Here is a 17,014-nt window from a genome sequence, read left to right as displayed (position 1 = left end):
ATAATACTTTTTTGGTACATCCGGATATTGCTTCGTGTCAAAAAAGGCGTCTGTCGGCTGAGTAACCGTATGTTTATGCTACAACCCGGGTTAGGATCAAAAGAAACAGCTTTCGGATGAAAATGAATATCAATTGCAGATGAATATACTCATTTACTGAAAAATAACATGCTGTATATTTTCGTGATTAAAATCAGAACTTATTTTTTATTTCCGCCACTATCGTTGTACATATATAAAAAAAGCGCCCGCAGGCGCTTTTACACAATATAACGATGAATCGATATAACACGCGATTAACCGATATACTCCAAACCATCCATATAAGGACGCAGCACTTCCGGCACTTCAATGCGGCCATCAGCCTGCTGGTAATTCTCCAGCACCGCTACCAGGGTACGACCCACAGCCAAACCGGAACCGTTCAGGGTATGCACCAGGCGGGTTTTCTTGTCGCTCTTATTGCGGCAACGCGCCTGCATGCGACGAGCCTGGAAATCCCACATGTTGGAGCAGGAAGAGATTTCACGGTAGGTGTCCTGCGCCGGAACCCAAACCTCAAGATCGTAGGTTTTGCGCGAACCAAAGCCCATATCGCCGGTGCACAGCAGCACTTTACGGTACGGGAGCTTGAGCAGTTGCAGAACCTTTTCTGCATGACCGGTCAGCTCTTCCAGAGCATCCATGGAATGCTCAGGCGCAACGATCTGTACCAGCTCAACTTTATCAAACTGGTGCATACGGATCAGGCCACGGGTATCACGGCCATACGACCCGGCTTCAGAACGGAAGCACGGCGTATGGGAAGTCATCTTCAGCGGCAGGGATTCTTCTTCCAGAATCTCATCACGCACCATATTCGTTACCGGCACTTCCGCGGTCGGAATCAGAGCGTAGCTGCTGGTATCTGCTTCTTCTTCCAGCGGTTTGGTATGGAACAGATCGCCGCCGAATTTCGGCAGTTGTCCGGTACCGTACAGCGTGGCGTGGTTGACCAGATACGGAACATACATTTCCAGATAGCCATGTTCTTTGGTATGCAGATCCAGCATAAATTGCGCCAGCGCACGGTGCATGCGGGCCATCTGCCCTTTCATCACCACGAAGCGCGCGCCGGTCAGTTTAACGGCGGACGCAAAGTCCAGACCATCGGCCATCTCGCCCAGAGAGACGTGATCGCGGATCGGGAAATCAAATTTACGCGGCTCACCCCAGCGGAGGATCTCCTGGTTTTCGCTGTCGTCTTTGCCCAGCGGCACGGAGTCATCCGGAATGTTGGGAATAGACAGTGCCAAATCACGGATTTCATTTTGCAACTGGTCCAGCTCGGCTTTGGCCGCATCCAGTTTATCACCCAGCGTATTTACTTCGAGACGCAGCGGCTCAATGTCCTCACCACGGGCCTTAGCCGCACCGATCGATTTGGATCGCGAGTTACGTTCAGCCTGCAGGGATTCAGTTTCTACCTGCAATACCTTACGGCGTTCTTCCTGTTTACGCAGGGTATCAACATCCAGTTTATAGCCTCGGCGAGCCAGTTTTTCGGCGACTGCGTCTAGCTCATTACGCAGCAGATTGGGATCGAGCATGCTAATCCTGTAATTTGTTATTAAAGGGTTTTATTTTACCCGTCGGGTAGCGCACAGAGAGGCAAGACCCGACGAGCGGATATACCTGGACAACCTTACCCCAAGCTTTACATCAGCGATAGCGTTTTATCGGGCTATTTTGATCCTGCTCAGCCAGCCATGCCAGCTTTTCGCCGATTTTGCCTTCCAGGCCCCGGGGAGAGGGCGCGTAATAGTGGGTTCCGGCCATTTCGGTCGGGAAATAGACCTCGCCGGCAGCGTAAGCGTTCGGTTCATCATGGGCGTAACGATACTCGGCCCCCAGCCCCATCTCTTTCATCAGCTTGGTCGGCGCGTTACGCAAATGTTCCGGCACGTCATAATCCGGGCGCTCTTTAGCGTCCCGCATCGCGGCCTTGAATGCGGTGTAAACCGCGTTGCTCTTCGGCGCACAGGCCAGGTAGACGATAGCCTGCGCAATCGCCCGCTCGCCTTCGGCGGGTCCGACGCGGGTGAAACAATCCCAGGCGGCGATGGCGACCTGCATACCGCGCGGATCGGCATTGCCGACGTCTTCCGACGCGATGGCAAGTAAACGGCGCGCCACGTAAAGGGGATCGCCGCCGGCGGTGATGATGCGCGCATACCAATACAGCGCAGCATCCGGGGAGGAACCGCGCACGGATTTATGCAGCGCGGAAATCAAATCGTAATAGCGGTCGCCTTTGTTATCAAAGCGCACGCTGCGTTCGCCGGAAACCTCTTTAAGCAGCGCGGGAGTCAGCACACGCTTGCCCTGAGCGTCCACTTCCGCCATGTCCGCCATCATTTCCAGCGTATTCAACGCCCGGCGGGCGTCGCCGTTAACCAGCTCGGCAACCATGTCGCGGGTTTCATTCGGCAGCACCACGTTCTGCCCGCCGTAGCCACGCTCGCTGTCATTCATCGCCTGATCCAGCACCTGCGCGATCTCATCCGCGCCCAGCCCTTTCAGGAGATAAACACGCGCCCGGGACAACAAGGCCGAATTCAATTCAAACGAGGGGTTTTCCGTCGTCGCGCCGATAAAGGTAACCGTTCCGTCCTCAATATGCGGCAGAAAGGCATCCTGCTGGCTTTTATTGAAACGATGGACTTCATCAACAAACAAGATCGTGCGACGCCCGGCATCACGGTTATGTCGCGCCCGTTCGATGGCCTCACGGATTTCCTTGATGCCCGACGTCACGGCAGAAATGCGTTCAACGTCCGCATGGCCGTAATGGCCGATAATTTCCGCCAGCGTAGTTTTTCCCGTCCCCGGCGGCCCCCAGAGGATCATCGAGTGCAGATGCCCTGCTTCAATGGCGCGCGGCAAAGGCTTGCCCGGCGCCAGCAGATGCCTCTGACCGATATATTGCTCCAGCGTCACCGGCCGCATCCGCGCGGCCAGCGGCTGGAACTCATTCTGGGAAAAATCCAGGGACAGATTGCTCACACTGACCTCTTATTGACGCTGATCGTCCACCGTAACCCCTTTGGGTGGCGTGAACTGGAACTTAGCGCTGTCTACCGCGCCATTTTGCTGGCTCTTCAGAACATACGCGCTGCGCTGACCGTCCTGCTCAATTGCAGTAAAGCCCTGAATCGTACCTGACGGCGTTACCGTGATAGAGAACTGCTTCAGATTACCTTTACCCTCTTTCGGCGTCAGGTCGAAGCTGTCCCCTTTTTGCGCCACGTTATACCTGGCCCACTCTTTGGCATCGTTACGCGTAATCAGCATAAAAGGGGTATTGCTGGTGGCGCTGTTCAGCCAGGTCGCTGTAACCTGCTCGACAAACGGGTTATAGAACCACAGGGTTTTACCGTCGGAAACCAGCACGCTCTCGTCCGGTGACGTCATGTGCCAGTTGAACAGGTTAGGACGCTTCACCCACAGCTCGCCTTCCCCCTGCTGAGCCGCAGCGCCGTCGGCGCTGGTAACGCTTTGGGTAAAGCTGGCATGAAAACTGTTAACCTTATTCAGACGTTCCTGCAAATCTCCTGCCGGCGTCGCCTGAGCAACAACGGAAGTCAAACCAGATACTAAACAGCACGCTATTAACAGTTTTTTCATTTGTATTCCGTACCTTTTATCACTCGTTGCCCGGAGCGCGGGCCGGGCAAAATGCCGGATACCCGCGATAACCGGAATCACTCTAGCTAATCGCCTTATCCACGGCATCAGGAAATACTCTGATTCACCGTGGTTTACACATCTTTGCGCGTTCTTAAACTCCGCGCGCTACTTCTGCACTATTTCTTCGCGCACGACAGAGCAAAGGTACTTAAACGACGAAGCGGCAGAAAGCCGCCCCGTCGTCACTGACGCTATTCATGAGACGGCGGCGCCAGCACTTCCCGGTTGCCGTTATGGCCCGGCGCACTGACGATGCCCTGCATCTCCATCTGTTCAACGATACGCGCGGCGCGGTTATAACCGATGCGGAACTGGCGCTGAACGCCGGAAATCGAGGCGCGACGCTTATCGACCACAAAGGCCACGGCCTGGTCGAACAACGGGTCCAGCTCTTCGTCACCGTCAAAACCGCCACCACCGCCTTCGCCGTCATCGCCCGCGTTGAGGATGCCCTCTTTGTACTGGGGACGCTCACGCGCTTTCCAGTCCTTCACAACCGCATGCACTTCCTGATCGCGGACGAACGCGCCGTGAACGCGTACCGGCAAGGAAGAGTTCGGCGGCAGGTAAAGCATATCGCCCATCCCCAGCAGAGATTCAGCGCCGCCCTGATCGAGAATGGTACGTGAGTCAATTTTGCTGGATACGGTAAACGCGATACGCGTCGGAATGTTGGCCTTAATCAAACCGGTAATGACGTCTACCGACGGGCGCTGGGTCGCCAGCACCAGGTGAATCCCCGCGGCACGCGCCTTCTGCGCCAGACGGGCGATCAGCTCCTCCACCTTCTTGCCAACCGTCATGATCAAATCGGCAAATTCATCTACCATCACGACGATATAAGGTTCTTTCTCCAGCACCGGCGGCGTCATGTCCATGCTGTCGCCCGGCTTCCAGAAGGGATCGGGGATCGGTCGGCCCATCGCTTCGGCCTGATCGACACGCTCGTTATAGCCGGCGATATTACGCACGCCGAGCGCCGACATCAGCTTGTAGCGCCGCTCCATCTCCCCCACGCACCAGCGCAGGGCGTTGGCGGCGTCTTTCATGTCCGTAACCACGTCCGTCAGCAGATGCGGGATCCCCTCATATACCGACAGCTCCAGCATTTTGGGGTCGATCATGATAAAGCGCACTTCTTTCGGCGTCGCCTTAAACAGGATGCTCAGGATCATCGCGTTGACCCCGACCGACTTACCGGAACCGGTCGTCCCCGCCACCAGCAGGTGAGGCATTTTACCCAAATCGGCAACCACCGGCTCACCGGCAATATCTTTGCCCAGCACTACGGTCAGCGGAGACGGATTATCACGAAACGCCGGGCAGTCCAGCACTTCCCGCAGATAAACCGTCTGACGTTTGATATTCGGCAACTCAAGCCCGACGTACGGCCGGCCCGGAATCACCTCCACCACACGCACAGCGGAAGCGGAGAGCGAACGGGCCAGGTCGCGCGACAGGTTGGAAATACGTGCAGCCTTCACACCCGGCGCCAGGTCAAGATCGAAACGGGTGATAACCGGCCCCGGCAGAATATCCACCACGTCGGCCTTCACGCGATAGTCCGCCAGGCTGGCTTCAACCAGACGCGCTTTCTGTTCCAGCGCGAACATATCCACCGGCTCAACCTCTTTCGGCGCCTGAGCCAGCAAATCCAGCGTCGGCAACGGCGTAGTCGGTTTCTCCAGCGGCTGATCGTCGCGCACCAGGAAGGGATGGAACAGGCTGTCCTGGACCGGCGCGGGAGCCGGTTGCGGCGGTGAGGGAGGCTGAGGACGCGCGGCGGCATGATCATAGTGGCCGAAAGGCACGTCGTTCTTCACCTCTTCACGCGCAATCACTTCTTCTTCCTGCTGTGACAGGGTAAACAGCGGCTCCGCGGGGCCATCATTCACCAAATCATCAACCGGCGTAAAATCAAGAATTTGTTCTCCGCGCGCTGAGCGCCGCAGCGCTTCGGCCGGATCAAAATCCATCAGATTATTGTGCGTAGCGGTCACGCCCCGCATTGTGGTGTCCTGCGGCGCGACCTGTTGCGGAGCCTGAGGCTGTTGCTGGTAACGCACCTGCTGCTGCGCGGCGAACTCGCGCCGCAGACGCTCATCTTCCGGATCTTCGTCGCTGCGTTCCTCGCTATAGCCTTCCAGAGGCTCCCCGGCGAACGCGTCATCTACGTATTGATCGTTAATTTCATTTTCTTCGTCTGACTCATACAGCGATCCGGCGGCGTGCGCATCCATCGCCTCTCTTCTGGCCTGCTGTTCAGCCAGGCGCTGCGAAGGCAGTTTGATGCCGTTGGCGGCCAGCTCACGGCGGGTTGGCACGCGTACCCGGTTCGGGCGTGGCAATTCAGGGCCGATGCCCTGTTTCACCTGAGAATCGCTGTCAGCGGTAAATGCAGGCGTAAACGTCACTGCGCCGGCTGCGCCCGTCGCAATGACGGTTGTCGCGGCGTCATTGCGCGACGCGCCGCCGAATACCGTGACGCCCGGCGCAATGCCGGGATTCATATAAGGCGTCGGGTTGATGTTGTCATCGCGGGGAGTGGCGGAGAAATCAAGCGCGCCCGGCGTTGTTTTATGCGGCTGCAGGTCCAGGCTTCCCAGACGCGGGCCTTCATCGTCATCCGGCGTTGCGCGTTGAGCCGTTGACGCAGGAACGTCATCATCGACTTCAAAGGAATACAGCGGCGGAACGACAGGCGCCGGCGTCTCAGCCTGCGCCTGCACCCGTTCCGGATGTCCGGCAGCGTTATCTTCGCCCGCCTCATCATCCGGCGCCTGCGCCGCCGCTTCCGTTTCAGCATTGTGTACGACAACCGGCGCTTCCGGCAGCTTGCGGAGAACCGGCGGAAGAGCATCGTCTTCGTCCGGAAGTAAGGATGGTGCAGCAGAAAGCAGTACGTCATCATCGTCATCCGCCGCGCCAACGGCTACAACGTCATCCGCTTCCCGCGCTTCGTCACGGTAATCGTAATATTCATCATCTTCTTTTTCATCACGCCCACGCCGCGAGCGGTTGCTCATGAACGTCAGGGCGCCCATCATCACGGCGCCGATTTTCTCCGCGATGGTCAGCCATGACCACCCCGTAAACAGCGTCAGCCCGACGGCCCACACCGCCAGCAGCAGCAGCGTCGAACCCACGCCGCTGACCATGGGGATCAGCGCACTGCTCAGCAGGCTGCCGATCACCCCGCCGGAAGCGAAGTAGTACAGGTCGTCCACGTTAAGCGAAGCCAGGCCGCATGATGACAGAATCAGCGCCAGCAGCCCGATCAGACGTAACCCGATGGCAAAATAGTCAACGCCGTCGCTGCCGTCACGGTTCCGGTAGCTGAACCAGCACAACGCGACAATAACGGGGGGAATGGCGTAAGCCAGCACGCCGAAAACAAAAAAGAGGGTATCCGCCAGCCATGCGCCGGCCTTGCCGCCGATGTTATGGATGGGTTCATGCCAGGCGGTTTGCGACCAACTGGGGTCGGAAGGGTCGAAACTGACCAATGACGCCATGAGATACACGGCAAACAACGCCGCCACGATCAGCAACGCTTCGTACAACCGACGGCCGCTGCTCATATGGCGCAACGTAACGTCTTTATCTTCTGTATATTCCTGGCTCAAGAAAGGCTCTCCAGGTTCCTGTTATCTGTCATAACAACTTTTCAGCCATAGCATCTGCCATAACGCCTGCCATAACAACAGCGCCGAGAGCTTGGCCCGGCGCTGTTGCTGTATAGATACACAGGAGTGTAACTAATTCATGGAAACTTTGCACATCTTATCGGGTCTTGATGACCAGACGGTTGCTCTGTTTCACCTCTTCCATTACCACGTATGTCCGGGTATCGTTCACGCCAGGCAGGCGCAGCAAGGTTTCACCCAGCAGTTTACGGTAAGCGGACATGTCAGGCACGCGGGTTTTCAACAAATAGTCGAAATCGCCGGAAACCAGATGACACTCCTGAATTTCCTCAAGTTTTTGCACAGCTGCGTTAAACTGTTCAAAAACGTCAGGCGCGCCGCGGTTAAGGGTAATCTCAACGAAAACCAGCAGCGACGCATCAAGGTAATGCGGGTTAAGTAATGCGGTGTACCCCTGGATGAACCCCTGCCGTTCCAAGCGGCGCACACGCTCCAGGCAAGGTGTCGGCGAAAGTCCTACACGCTTTGAAAGTTCAACGTTAGAAATTCGTCCGTCTTTCTGAAGCTCATTCAGGATATTACGGTCGATACGATCGAGGTCTTTACCAGGGCGCTTTTTATTGTCTGCCATTCTTATTGTCTCTCTTTTATATTCTTCCGTGCTCGCCATCCCCCGGCCAAACTCATTTTTGACTGGGTTTTGCTTCAAACGAAGATCCGATGCCTTATAAATCAACGTTCCGAGCGCCTTGCGACAGCGCAGACGTTCCGTTGACGCGTCTTATAAACATATAAACATACAACAACCAGAGCCGATATTTTGTACTACAGCGCAACGAACCCTGCGCCGTGAAAAATTTCTGCCCCCCGGCAGCGCAACTGCCACGAAGGTTTTTTCTGCAAACGTCAGCCAATGAACTCCCCTGGCAGACCGCACTGCTCTGGAATGGAAAAGAAGAAGTCACCTTAATCGAATAAATGCCGTACTTTCAGTCCTGTACGCAACGGAGAGCGCCGGATATCGCACGGCAATCTATTAAAATTCCTTCTCCATTACCATGTTTTCGCAAAAGCTCAGCCGATTGTCAAAGCAAAAGAAGCAAAATCAGATGAACATGCCAAGCCGGTGACTATTGCACCGTTTTTTGATCTGCTCCCGACGACACGATTATCGTCCGCGATCGTCCCCCTATTGTCGCCTATCTTCCGCGCCCGCCTATAGGAATGCTCCCTGACTGCGTCCACAGGTATTATAAATATTCATTCATAGTCATTTTCTATCAAACAAATTGATAACAACTTTTTCATCCGCTTTTTTTAGTTCGTCAACTTCCCTACAATCAGAGGTCAGCTATGTATGAAACTAAGAGGATTTCATGAGCACAGTCAAACACAGTAAACTTCTGATTCTGGGCTCAGGCCCGGCGGGTTACACCGCTGCGGTATATGCAGCGCGCGCCAACCTGAATCCGGTCCTGATCACCGGGGTTGAAAAAGGCGGTCAGTTGACCACCACCACCGAAGTTGAAAACTGGCCGGGCGACGCGGAAGAGTTAACCGGCCCCCTGCTGATGGAACGGATGGAAGCGCACGCCAAAAAGTTCAACACGGAGATCATTTTCGATCACATCCAGCGTGTGGATCTGCAAAACCGGCCTTTCCGCCTGTTCGGCGACTCTCAGGAGTACACCTGTGACGCACTGATCATCGCCACCGGCGCCTCCGCCCGTTATCTGGGCCTGCCGTCCGAAGAGGCGTTTAAAGGCCGCGGCGTTTCCGCCTGCGCCACCTGTGACGGCTTTTTCTACCGTCAGCAGAAAGTCGCGGTGATCGGCGGCGGCAACACCGCGGTGGAAGAAGCGCTCTATCTGGCCAACATCGCCGCGGAAGTGCACCTGATCCACCGCCGGGATTCGTTCCGCTCGGAAAAAATCCTGATTGACCGCCTGATGGACAAAGTCCGCAACGGCAACATCATCCTGCACACCAACCGCACGCTTGACGAGGTTCAGGGCGACGACATGGGCGTCACCTGTTTGCGCCTGCGCAACACGCAGGATGGCAGCACGGAAACGCTGGACGTCACCGGCCTGTTCGTCGCCATCGGCCACAGCCCGAACACCGCGATTTTCCAGGGGCAGTTGGAACTGGAGAACGGTTACATCAAGGTGCAGTCCGGTCTGAACGGTAACGCCACCCAAACCAGCATTCCGGGCGTGTTCGCCGCCGGCGACGTTATGGACCATATCTATCGCCAGGCCATCACCTCCGCCGGCACCGGTTGTATGGCCGCGCTGGATGCCGAACGCTATCTGGACGCGCAATAAATCGCCAGTCAGGGCCGCCTCAGGGTGGCCCTTATCATAGAATTCACTCCCTCCGGTTCCCTGCCTCCCTCTGCCGTTGTAATATCCCTGTTTACGCCTTTCCCGGACACCAGCCAGAAAACAATAAGATAGCTAATGTTCCGCGGGGCATTCCGTCAGGTATTTTCTGCACCAGAATCCATCGCACATATGAATAAAGACAGACAACGCGAGTTAACCCAGTGGCTTAAGCAACGCAGCGTCATCGCCCGGCGCTGGCTCCGCCTCTCCATGCTGCTCGGTTTTATTTCGGGACTTTTTATCGTCGCCCAGTCATGGTTGCTGGCAACGCTGCTGCACCAGCTGATTATCGAACAGGCTCCCCGCCAGGCGCTGGAACCCCCGTTTTTGTTATTACTGCTGTTCATCGTGTTACGCGCCGCGCTGAGCTGGGTTCGCGAACAGGTGGGTTTCCGCGGCGGCCAGGCTGTGCGCCGGCAAATCCGCGCAATGGTGCTGGATCGCCTTGAGGAACTGGGGCCGGCCTGGATCCACGGCAAACCCGCCGGAAGCTGGGCTACGCTGATCATCGAACAAATCGAAGACATGCAGGATTTCTACGCCCGTTACCTGCCGCAGATGTACCTGGCCGTGATGATCCCCTTGCTGATATTAATCGCCGTCTTCCCGATCAACTGGGCGGCGGGGCTCATCCTGTTCGCCACCGCGCCGCTGATCCCGCTGTTTATGGCGCTGGTCGGCATGGGCGCGGCGGACGCCAACCGCCGCAACTTTCTGGCCCTTGGCCGCCTGAGCGGCAACTTCCTCGATCGCCTGCGCGGGCTGGACACCCTGCGTCTGTTTCATCGCGCCAGCGCGGAAACCGCCAACATCCAGCATGCCTCCGAAGACTTCCGCAGCCGCACCATGGAAGTTCTGCGTATGGCTTTCCTCTCTTCCGCGGTGCTGGAGTTTTTTGCCTCGGTTTCCATCGCGGTTGTCGCCGTCTATTTCGGTTTCTCTTATCTCGGCGAGCTGGACTTCGGCCACTACAGCGCCGGCGTCACCCTGTTCGCCGGGTTTCTGGTGTTGATTATGGCGCCGGAGTTTTTCCAGCCGCTGCGCGATCTGGGTACTTTCTATCACGCGAAGGCTCAGGCCGTCGGCGCGGCCGAGTCGCTGGTTACGTTTCTGTCTGAAGAGGGAGAAACCCGTGAAAAAGGCCGGGAAACGCTGTCAGGCGATGGCGCAGTTACGCTGGAAGCCCGGGGGCTGGAGATCCTTTCCCCGCAGGGAGGCGTCCTTGCCGGGCCGCTGGACTTCACGCTGCCTGCCGGCACCCGCGTTGCGGTCGTCGGTTTCAGCGGCGCGGGAAAAAGCTCGCTAATCAACGCCATTCTGGGATTCCTGCCCTACCGGGGTTCGCTGATGGTCAACGGCACCGAGCTGCGTGATTTATCACCGGCGGCATGGCGCGCGCATCTGGGCTGGATTGGGCAGAACCCGAACCTGCCGGAGAGCACGCTGCGCGCCAACGTCACCCTGGGCGCGCCGGACGCCGACGATGCGCAGCTCACCCAGGCTCTGGAACGCGCTTACGTCACCGAATTCCTGCCCGCCCTGCCCCACGGCGTAGATACCGAAGTCGGCGAAGGCGCCGCACGGCTCTCCGTCGGTCAGGCTCAGCGTGTTGCCGTAGCGCGCGCCCTGCTGCGCCCCTGCCGCCTGTTACTGCTGGACGAACCCACCGCCAGCCTGGATGCGCACAGCGAACGCCTGGTGATGCAGGCGCTGCAGGAAGCCTCATTACAACAAACCACGCTGCTGGTGACGCATCAACTCAGCGACACCGCATCGTTTGACGTGGTGTGGATGATGGACGACGGCAAGCTGGTGCAGCAAGGCACTTACCAACAACTGAGCGCCGACGGCGGACCCTTTTCCGCCCTGCTCGCCACCCGCCAAAAGGAGCTGTGATCATGCGCGTACTTCTGCCCTTTCTGGCGCTCTACCGCCGTCATTGGTTCCGGCTTTCGCTCGGTATGGTGCTGGCGATCGTCACCCTGCTGGCCAGCATCGGCCTGCTGACGCTGTCCGGCTGGTTTCTCGCCGCCTCTGCGCTGGCCGGATTTGCCGGGCTGTATACCTTCAACTATATGCTGCCTGCCGGCGGCGTACGCGGTGCGGCCATCATCCGTACCGCCAGCCGTTATGCTGAACGCGTGGTCAGCCACGACGCCACCTTCCGCGTGTTGTCTCATCTGCGGGTGTTCACCTTCAGCAAGATCCTGCCGCTGTCGCCGGGCGGCATCGCGCGTTTCCGTCATGCTGAGTTGCTCAACCGCCTGGTGGCCGACGTCGATACCCTGGATCACCTCTATCTGCGGGTATTATCACCGCTGCTCAGCGCCGCGGTGGTGATTGCCGTAGCGACGTTCGGCCTCGCCTGGCTGGACGTCACGCTGGCGCTGACGTTAGGCGGCATCATGCTGGCGCTGCTGTTGCTGCTCCCGCTGGTGTTCTACCGCGCCGGAAAGCCGATCGGCATCGCGCTGACCGCCCTGCGCGCAGACTACCGCACCCAATTGATGATGTGGCTGCAGGGACATGCCGAGCTGGTGATTTACGGCGCCATCACCACGTTCCGCCGTCAGTTGGATGAAAAAGAGCAAAACTGGCAGGAAAATCAGCGCCGCCAGACCCGCCTGATGGCGCTCTCACAGGCGCTGATGATCCTGGCGTCAGGGCTGACCTTCACCCTGATCCTCTGGCTGGCCGCCGGCGGCATCGGCGCGTCATCACAACCAGGCGCCTTAATCGCCCTGTTCGTCTTTGCTGCCCTCGCCGCTTTTGAAGCGCTGGCGCCCGTCGCCGGCGCATTTCAGCACCTCGGCCAGGTTACCGCTTCGGCACAGCGGGTCGCGCAGATTATCGGCCAGCAACCCGAAGTGACCTTCCCGGCGCAGGGCGCTTGCGGTACACACGGGGAGTCCGTCTCGCTGTCAGTGGAAAACATGACGTTCAGCTACCCTGAGCAGCCCGTAGCGGCGTTGCGGGACATTTCCCTTACCCTGACGCCCGGAGAGAAGGTCGCCTTACTGGGGCGCACCGGCTGCGGTAAATCAACGCTGATGCAGCTGATCACCCGCGCCTGGGATCCGCAGCAAGGCCGTATTATGCTGAACGGCGTCCCGCTGACGCAGTTCGACGAAGCGACCCTGCGCGCCAGCATGAGCGTCGTCGGCCAGCGGGTGCACGTGTTCAGCGCCACGCTGCGTGACAACCTGCGCATCGCCGACGATGCGGCGGATGACTACGCGTTAACCCGCGTCCTGCAACAGGTTGGGCTGGAAAAGCTGCTGAATGATGCCGGGCTGAACGCCTGGCTGGGCGAAGGCGGCCGCCCGCTGTCGGGCGGGGAACAGCGCCGGCTCGGCATCGCACGCGCGCTGCTGCACCGTGCGCCGCTGCTGCTGCTGGATGAGCCGACGGAAGGACTGGATGCAGATACGGAACAACAAATCCTGCGCCTGATTCTGGAACATTGCCATGACAAGACGCTGTTGCTGATTACCCATCGCCTGCACGGCCTGTCGTTATTTGATCGCATCGCGGTGATGGATGACGGAAAAATTATCGAACAGGGTACTCATGACGCATTATTGCAACAACACGGGCGTTACTATCAGCTATGTCAACGACTATAGTTAAGTCTGGTGGTTTCACAGAGAGACATTCATGCGTTTAATGCAACTTGATCGACAAAACGTTGCGTTCCCTTCCCCGGAAAGTGCGCTACGTGAGCCAAACGGGTTACTGGCTATCGGCGGCGACCTGCGCCCGGAGCGCCTGCTGGCGGCCTACCAGCGCGGCATTTTCCCCTGGTTTACGCCAGGGGACGTCATTCTCTGGTGGTCTCCGGATCCGCGGGCGGTGCTGTATCCCGCAGAACTGCACATTAGCCGCAGCATGCATAAATTTCTGCGCCGCAATCCGTTTCAGGTCACGCTGAACCAGGCATTTGCCGACGTGGTCGCCGGATGCGCCCAACAGCGCGCCGAAGGCACCTGGATCGGGGAAGACGTGCAACAGGCCTATATTCAGTTGCACCAGCTCGGCTATGCCCATTCCATTGAAGTCTGGCTGGATGGCGAACTGGTCGGCGGCCTGTACGGCCTGGCGCAGGGCTCGTTGTTTTGCGGCGAGTCGATGTTCAGCCGGGTCAGCAACGCCTCCAAAACCGCCCTGATCCTGTTCACCCACCATTTCGTCACCCACGGCGGCGAATTATTCGATTGCCAGGTGCTGAACGATCATACGGCCTCCCTCGGCGCGCGTGAAATTTCGCGGCGGGATTATCTGCGCCATTTGCTGGATTATCAGAAACAACGGTTGTCCCCCTATTGCTGGCAACCTAAAATGCTGTATCCCTACATTCCGACCTGAAATCCCGGTCAGAAGATCCTGTTATCGGCGAAGAACGACTTACACGCCTTTACATAACCGGGGTTTTTCGGCATTATCTTGCCGGTTAAAAAACGATGCACTCACACTCAGAGGATTCGATGTCCAAAGAAGACAATATTGAAATGCAAGGCACCGTACTGGATACGCTGCCCAACACGATGTTCCGCGTTGAACTGGAAAACGGACACGTCGTTACCGCTCATATCTCCGGTAAAATGCGTAAAAACTACATCCGCATCCTGACGGGCGACAAAGTCACTGTAGAGCTGACCCCGTACGACCTGAGCAAAGGCCGCATTGTCTTCCGTAGCCGCTGATTGGCTCCCGTAGCTGCGCGCATCGCCGCGCGGTTATTGTAAGCATTCTCCCCGTCATGGATTCCGGTAACCGGTCACACGGCGGGTAGGTCATGCCATAAAGGGTTCACGGAGGGCTGTCCGCGTTTGACGGATCGGTTTCGCACATCTTTTATCTGTCTCCCCTTTGCTGAATTCCGGGCATTAAAAAGCGCGCCTTCAGGCGCGCTTTTTGCTTCATGTTAACCTGCAGCACACGGCATTAATGCACCGCCCCCTCCGCCTTGCGTTTCTCCGCGCTGAGGAATTGGTAGGTCAGTTGCTGCTTATCCGCATCCAGCCCCACCGTAACGGAGCCCCCGTCCACCAGCGAACCGAACAACAGCTCATTCGCCAGCGGCTTCTTGAGGTTCTCCTGAATCACGCGGGTCATCGGGCGTGCGCCCATAGCGTTATCGTAACCTTTCTCTGCCAGCCAGTTACGCGCATCGTCGCTGACCTCCAGCGACACGCCTTTGGCATCCAGTTGCGCCTGAAGCTCGACGATGAACTTATCGACCACCTGTTGGATCACCGCAGGCGACAAATGGTTGAACCAGATGATGTTATCCAGCCGGTTACGGAACTCCGGCGTAAACACCTTCTTGATTTCTTCCATCGCATCGGTGCTGTTATCCTGCTGCTGGAAGCCGATAGACTTACGCTGAATCTCGCGTACGCCGGCGTTGGTGGTCATCACCAGGATCACATTGCGGAAATCCGCCTTGCGGCCGTTGTTGTCGGTCAGGGTGCCGTTATCCATCACCTGCAACAACAGGTTGAATACGTCCGGGTGCGCTTTCTCGATTTCATCAAGCAGCAGCACCGCATGCGGATGCTTAATGACCGCATCGGTCAGCAGCCCGCCCTGATCGAACCCGACATAGCCCGGAGGCGCGCCAATCAGGCGGCTTACCGTGTGGCGTTCCATGTATTCCGACATATCGAAGCGCAGCAGTTCGATGTCCAGCGCCCTCGCCAACTGCACGGTGACTTCGGTTTTCCCCACCCCGGTCGGCCCGGCGAACAGGAAAGACCCCACAGGCTTGTGCTCATGGCCCAAACCAGCGCGGCTCATCTTGATAGCCTCGGTCAGCACGCTGATGGCTTTATCCTGGCCGAACACCAGCATTTTCAGACGATCGCCCAGGCTGCGCAGTACGTCACGATCGCTGGCGGAGACCGTTTTCTCCGGGATACGCGCGATGCGCGCCACCACGGACTCAATGTCCGCCACGTTAACCGTTTTCTTACGCTTGCTCACCGGCATCAGGCGACTGCGCGCGCCGACTTCGTCAATTACGTCAATGGCTTTGTCCGGCAGGTGGCGGTCGTTGATGTATTTCACCGACAGCTCAACCGCAGCACGAATAGCCTTGGCGGTATAACGCACGTCGTGATGCGCCTCGTATTTCGCCTTCAGCCCGTTCAGGATCTGCACCGTCTCTTCTACCGAAGGTTCGGTGATGTCGATCTTCTGGAAGCGGCGCGCCAGGGCGCGGTCTTTTTCAAAGATGTTGCTGAACTCCTGATACGTCGTTGACCCGATGACGCGGATTTTCCCGCTGGACAGCAGCGGTTTAATCAGGTTCGCCGCATCCACCTGCCCGCCGGACGCCGCACCGGCGCCGATGATAGTATGGATTTCATCAATGAACAGGATGCTGCTTTTATCCTGTTCCAGCTGCTTCAGCAACGCCTTAAAGCGTTTTTCAAAGTCGCCGCGATATTTGGTACCGGCCAGCAGCGAACCGATATCCAGCGAGTAAATGGTGCAATCCGCCATCACTTCCGGCACGTCGCCGCGCACGATGCGCCATGCCAGCCCTTCCGCAATCGCCGTTTTGCCCACGCCGGATTCTCCCACCAGCAGCGGGTTGTTTTTACGGCGGCGGCACAGTACCTGAATGGTGCGCTCCAGTTCACGCTCACGACCGATAAGGGGATCGATCCCCCCTACCCGCGCCAGTTGGTTCAGGTTAGTGGTAAAGTTCTCCATCCGATCCTCCCCGCCTGACGGCTCTTCACTGGGCTGATTTTCCGGGCTGGATGACGGACCGCTTTCATCCTTACGGGTACCGTGAGAAATAAAGTTCACCACGTCCAGACGGCTGACATCATGTTTGCGCAGCAGATAGGCCGCCTGAGACTCCTGTTCGCTGAAGATGGCGACCAGCACGTTTGCGCCGCTGACTTCGCTGCGGCCGGATGACTGAACGTGAAACACCGCCCGCTGCAGCACGCGCTGAAAACTCAGCGTCGGCTGGGTATCGCGCTCGCTCTCTCCGCTCGGCAACGTCGGCGTGGTTTGTTCAATAAAGGTTTCAAGTTCCTGCCGCAACGCCGCCATGTCGACCGAACAGGCCTCAAGCGCCTCACGCGCGGCGGGGTTACTCAACAACGCGAGCAGCAGATGCTCCACTGTCATAAACTCGTGGCGGTGCTCACGCGCTCTGGCGAAAGCCATGTTGAGACTGAGTTCCAGTTCTTGATTGAGCATAGTAGGCACCTCCCCCTTTAAGATGGCCTT

11 protein-coding genes are annotated in these 17,014 nt (G+C 57.7%); 5 read left to right on the top strand and 6 right to left on the bottom strand.

The window, feature by feature from the left end; translation table 11 throughout:
* Positions 1-296 precede the first annotated feature (296 nt).
* The 5 genes from serS to lrp form a co-directional block, all read right to left on the bottom strand.
* Complete coding sequence (gene serS, locus C8D90_RS15715) at positions 297-1,589, bottom strand: serine--tRNA ligase (protein WP_115459410.1); 1,293 nt, start codon at positions 1,587-1,589, stop codon at positions 297-299.
* Between the two features lie 112 nt (positions 1,590-1,701).
* Positions 1,702-3,045 carry a replication-associated recombination protein A gene (locus tag C8D90_RS15710; protein WP_115459409.1) on the bottom strand — a complete coding sequence of 448 codons (1,344 nt, stop codon included), beginning with the start codon at positions 3,043-3,045 and terminating at the stop codon, positions 1,702-1,704.
* A 9-nt stretch (positions 3,046-3,054) separates the two neighbouring features.
* Positions 3,055-3,666, bottom strand: a complete 612-nt coding sequence (gene lolA, locus C8D90_RS15705; RefSeq protein WP_115459408.1) for an outer membrane lipoprotein chaperone LolA — start codon at positions 3,664-3,666, stop codon at positions 3,055-3,057.
* Positions 3,667-3,920: 254 nt separating this feature from the next.
* Positions 3,921-7,355, bottom strand: a complete 3,435-nt coding sequence (locus C8D90_RS15700) for a DNA translocase FtsK 4TM domain-containing protein (RefSeq protein WP_230473029.1) — start codon at positions 7,353-7,355, stop codon at positions 3,921-3,923.
* Between the two features lie 157 nt (positions 7,356-7,512).
* Positions 7,513-8,007 carry a leucine-responsive transcriptional regulator Lrp gene (lrp, locus tag C8D90_RS15695; RefSeq protein ID WP_115459406.1) on the bottom strand — a complete coding sequence of 165 codons (495 nt, stop codon included), beginning with the start codon at positions 8,005-8,007 and terminating at the stop codon, positions 7,513-7,515.
* A 745-nt stretch (positions 8,008-8,752) separates the two neighbouring features.
* Between lrp and trxB the strand changes: the two genes are divergently transcribed.
* The 5 genes from trxB to infA all read left to right on the top strand — a co-directional run bounded on the left by trxB (position 8,753) and on the right by infA (position 14,466).
* Positions 8,753-9,703, top strand: coding sequence for a thioredoxin-disulfide reductase (trxB, locus tag C8D90_RS15690; protein ID WP_115459405.1), 951 nt, complete (start codon positions 8,753-8,755; stop codon positions 9,701-9,703).
* Positions 9,704-9,892: 189 nt separating this feature from the next.
* Entirely contained in the window at positions 9,893-11,659 is a 1,767-nt protein-coding gene (gene cydD / locus C8D90_RS15685) for a heme ABC transporter permease/ATP-binding protein CydD (protein ID WP_115459499.1), read from the top strand.
* A 2-nt stretch (positions 11,660-11,661) separates the two neighbouring features.
* Positions 11,662-13,389, top strand: a complete 1,728-nt coding sequence (cydC, locus tag C8D90_RS15680; protein WP_115459404.1) for a heme ABC transporter ATP-binding protein/permease CydC — start codon at positions 11,662-11,664, stop codon at positions 13,387-13,389.
* 31 nt (positions 13,390-13,420) lie between these two features.
* On the top strand, positions 13,421-14,128 hold the full coding sequence (gene aat, locus C8D90_RS15675; RefSeq protein ID WP_115459403.1) for a leucyl/phenylalanyl-tRNA--protein transferase: 708 nt from the start codon (positions 13,421-13,423) through the stop codon (positions 14,126-14,128).
* Between the two features lie 119 nt (positions 14,129-14,247).
* Positions 14,248-14,466, top strand: a complete 219-nt coding sequence (infA, locus tag C8D90_RS15670; protein ID WP_115459402.1) for a translation initiation factor IF-1 — start codon at positions 14,248-14,250, stop codon at positions 14,464-14,466.
* A gap of 241 nt (positions 14,467-14,707) precedes the next feature.
* On the opposite strand, the gene clpA is transcribed toward infA, so the two are convergent.
* Positions 14,708-16,984 (bottom strand): ATP-dependent Clp protease ATP-binding subunit ClpA, encoded by a 2,277-nt coding sequence (gene clpA / locus C8D90_RS15665; protein WP_115459401.1) that lies wholly within the window; start codon positions 16,982-16,984, stop codon positions 14,708-14,710.
* Positions 16,985-17,014: the final 30 nt, after the last annotated feature.

The organism is Enterobacillus tribolii, from assembly GCF_003363015.1.
Taxonomy (GTDB): Bacteria; Pseudomonadota; Gammaproteobacteria; order Enterobacterales; family Enterobacteriaceae; genus Enterobacillus; species Enterobacillus tribolii.
This window is presented reverse-complemented; position numbering and strand designations above follow the sequence as displayed.

Coding starts and splice junctions, on each gene's coding strand:
- serS (WP_115459410.1), bottom strand. CDS start 1,589: ATGCTCGATCCCAATCTGCTGCGTAATGAGCTAGACGCAGTCGCCGAA.
- lolA (WP_115459408.1), bottom strand. CDS start 3,666: ATGAAAAAACTGTTAATAGCGTGCTGTTTAGTATCTGGTTTGACTTCC.
- lrp (WP_115459406.1), bottom strand. CDS start 8,007: ATGGCAGACAATAAAAAGCGCCCTGGTAAAGACCTCGATCGTATCGAC.
- trxB (WP_115459405.1), top strand. CDS start 8,753: ATGAGCACAGTCAAACACAGTAAACTTCTGATTCTGGGCTCAGGCCCG.
- cydD (WP_115459499.1), top strand. CDS start 9,893: ATGAATAAAGACAGACAACGCGAGTTAACCCAGTGGCTTAAGCAACGC.
- cydC (WP_115459404.1), top strand. CDS start 11,662: ATGCGCGTACTTCTGCCCTTTCTGGCGCTCTACCGCCGTCATTGGTTC.
- aat (WP_115459403.1), top strand. CDS start 13,421: ATGCGTTTAATGCAACTTGATCGACAAAACGTTGCGTTCCCTTCCCCG.
- infA (WP_115459402.1), top strand. CDS start 14,248: ATGTCCAAAGAAGACAATATTGAAATGCAAGGCACCGTACTGGATACG.
- clpA (WP_115459401.1), bottom strand. CDS start 16,984: ATGCTCAATCAAGAACTGGAACTCAGTCTCAACATGGCTTTCGCCAGA.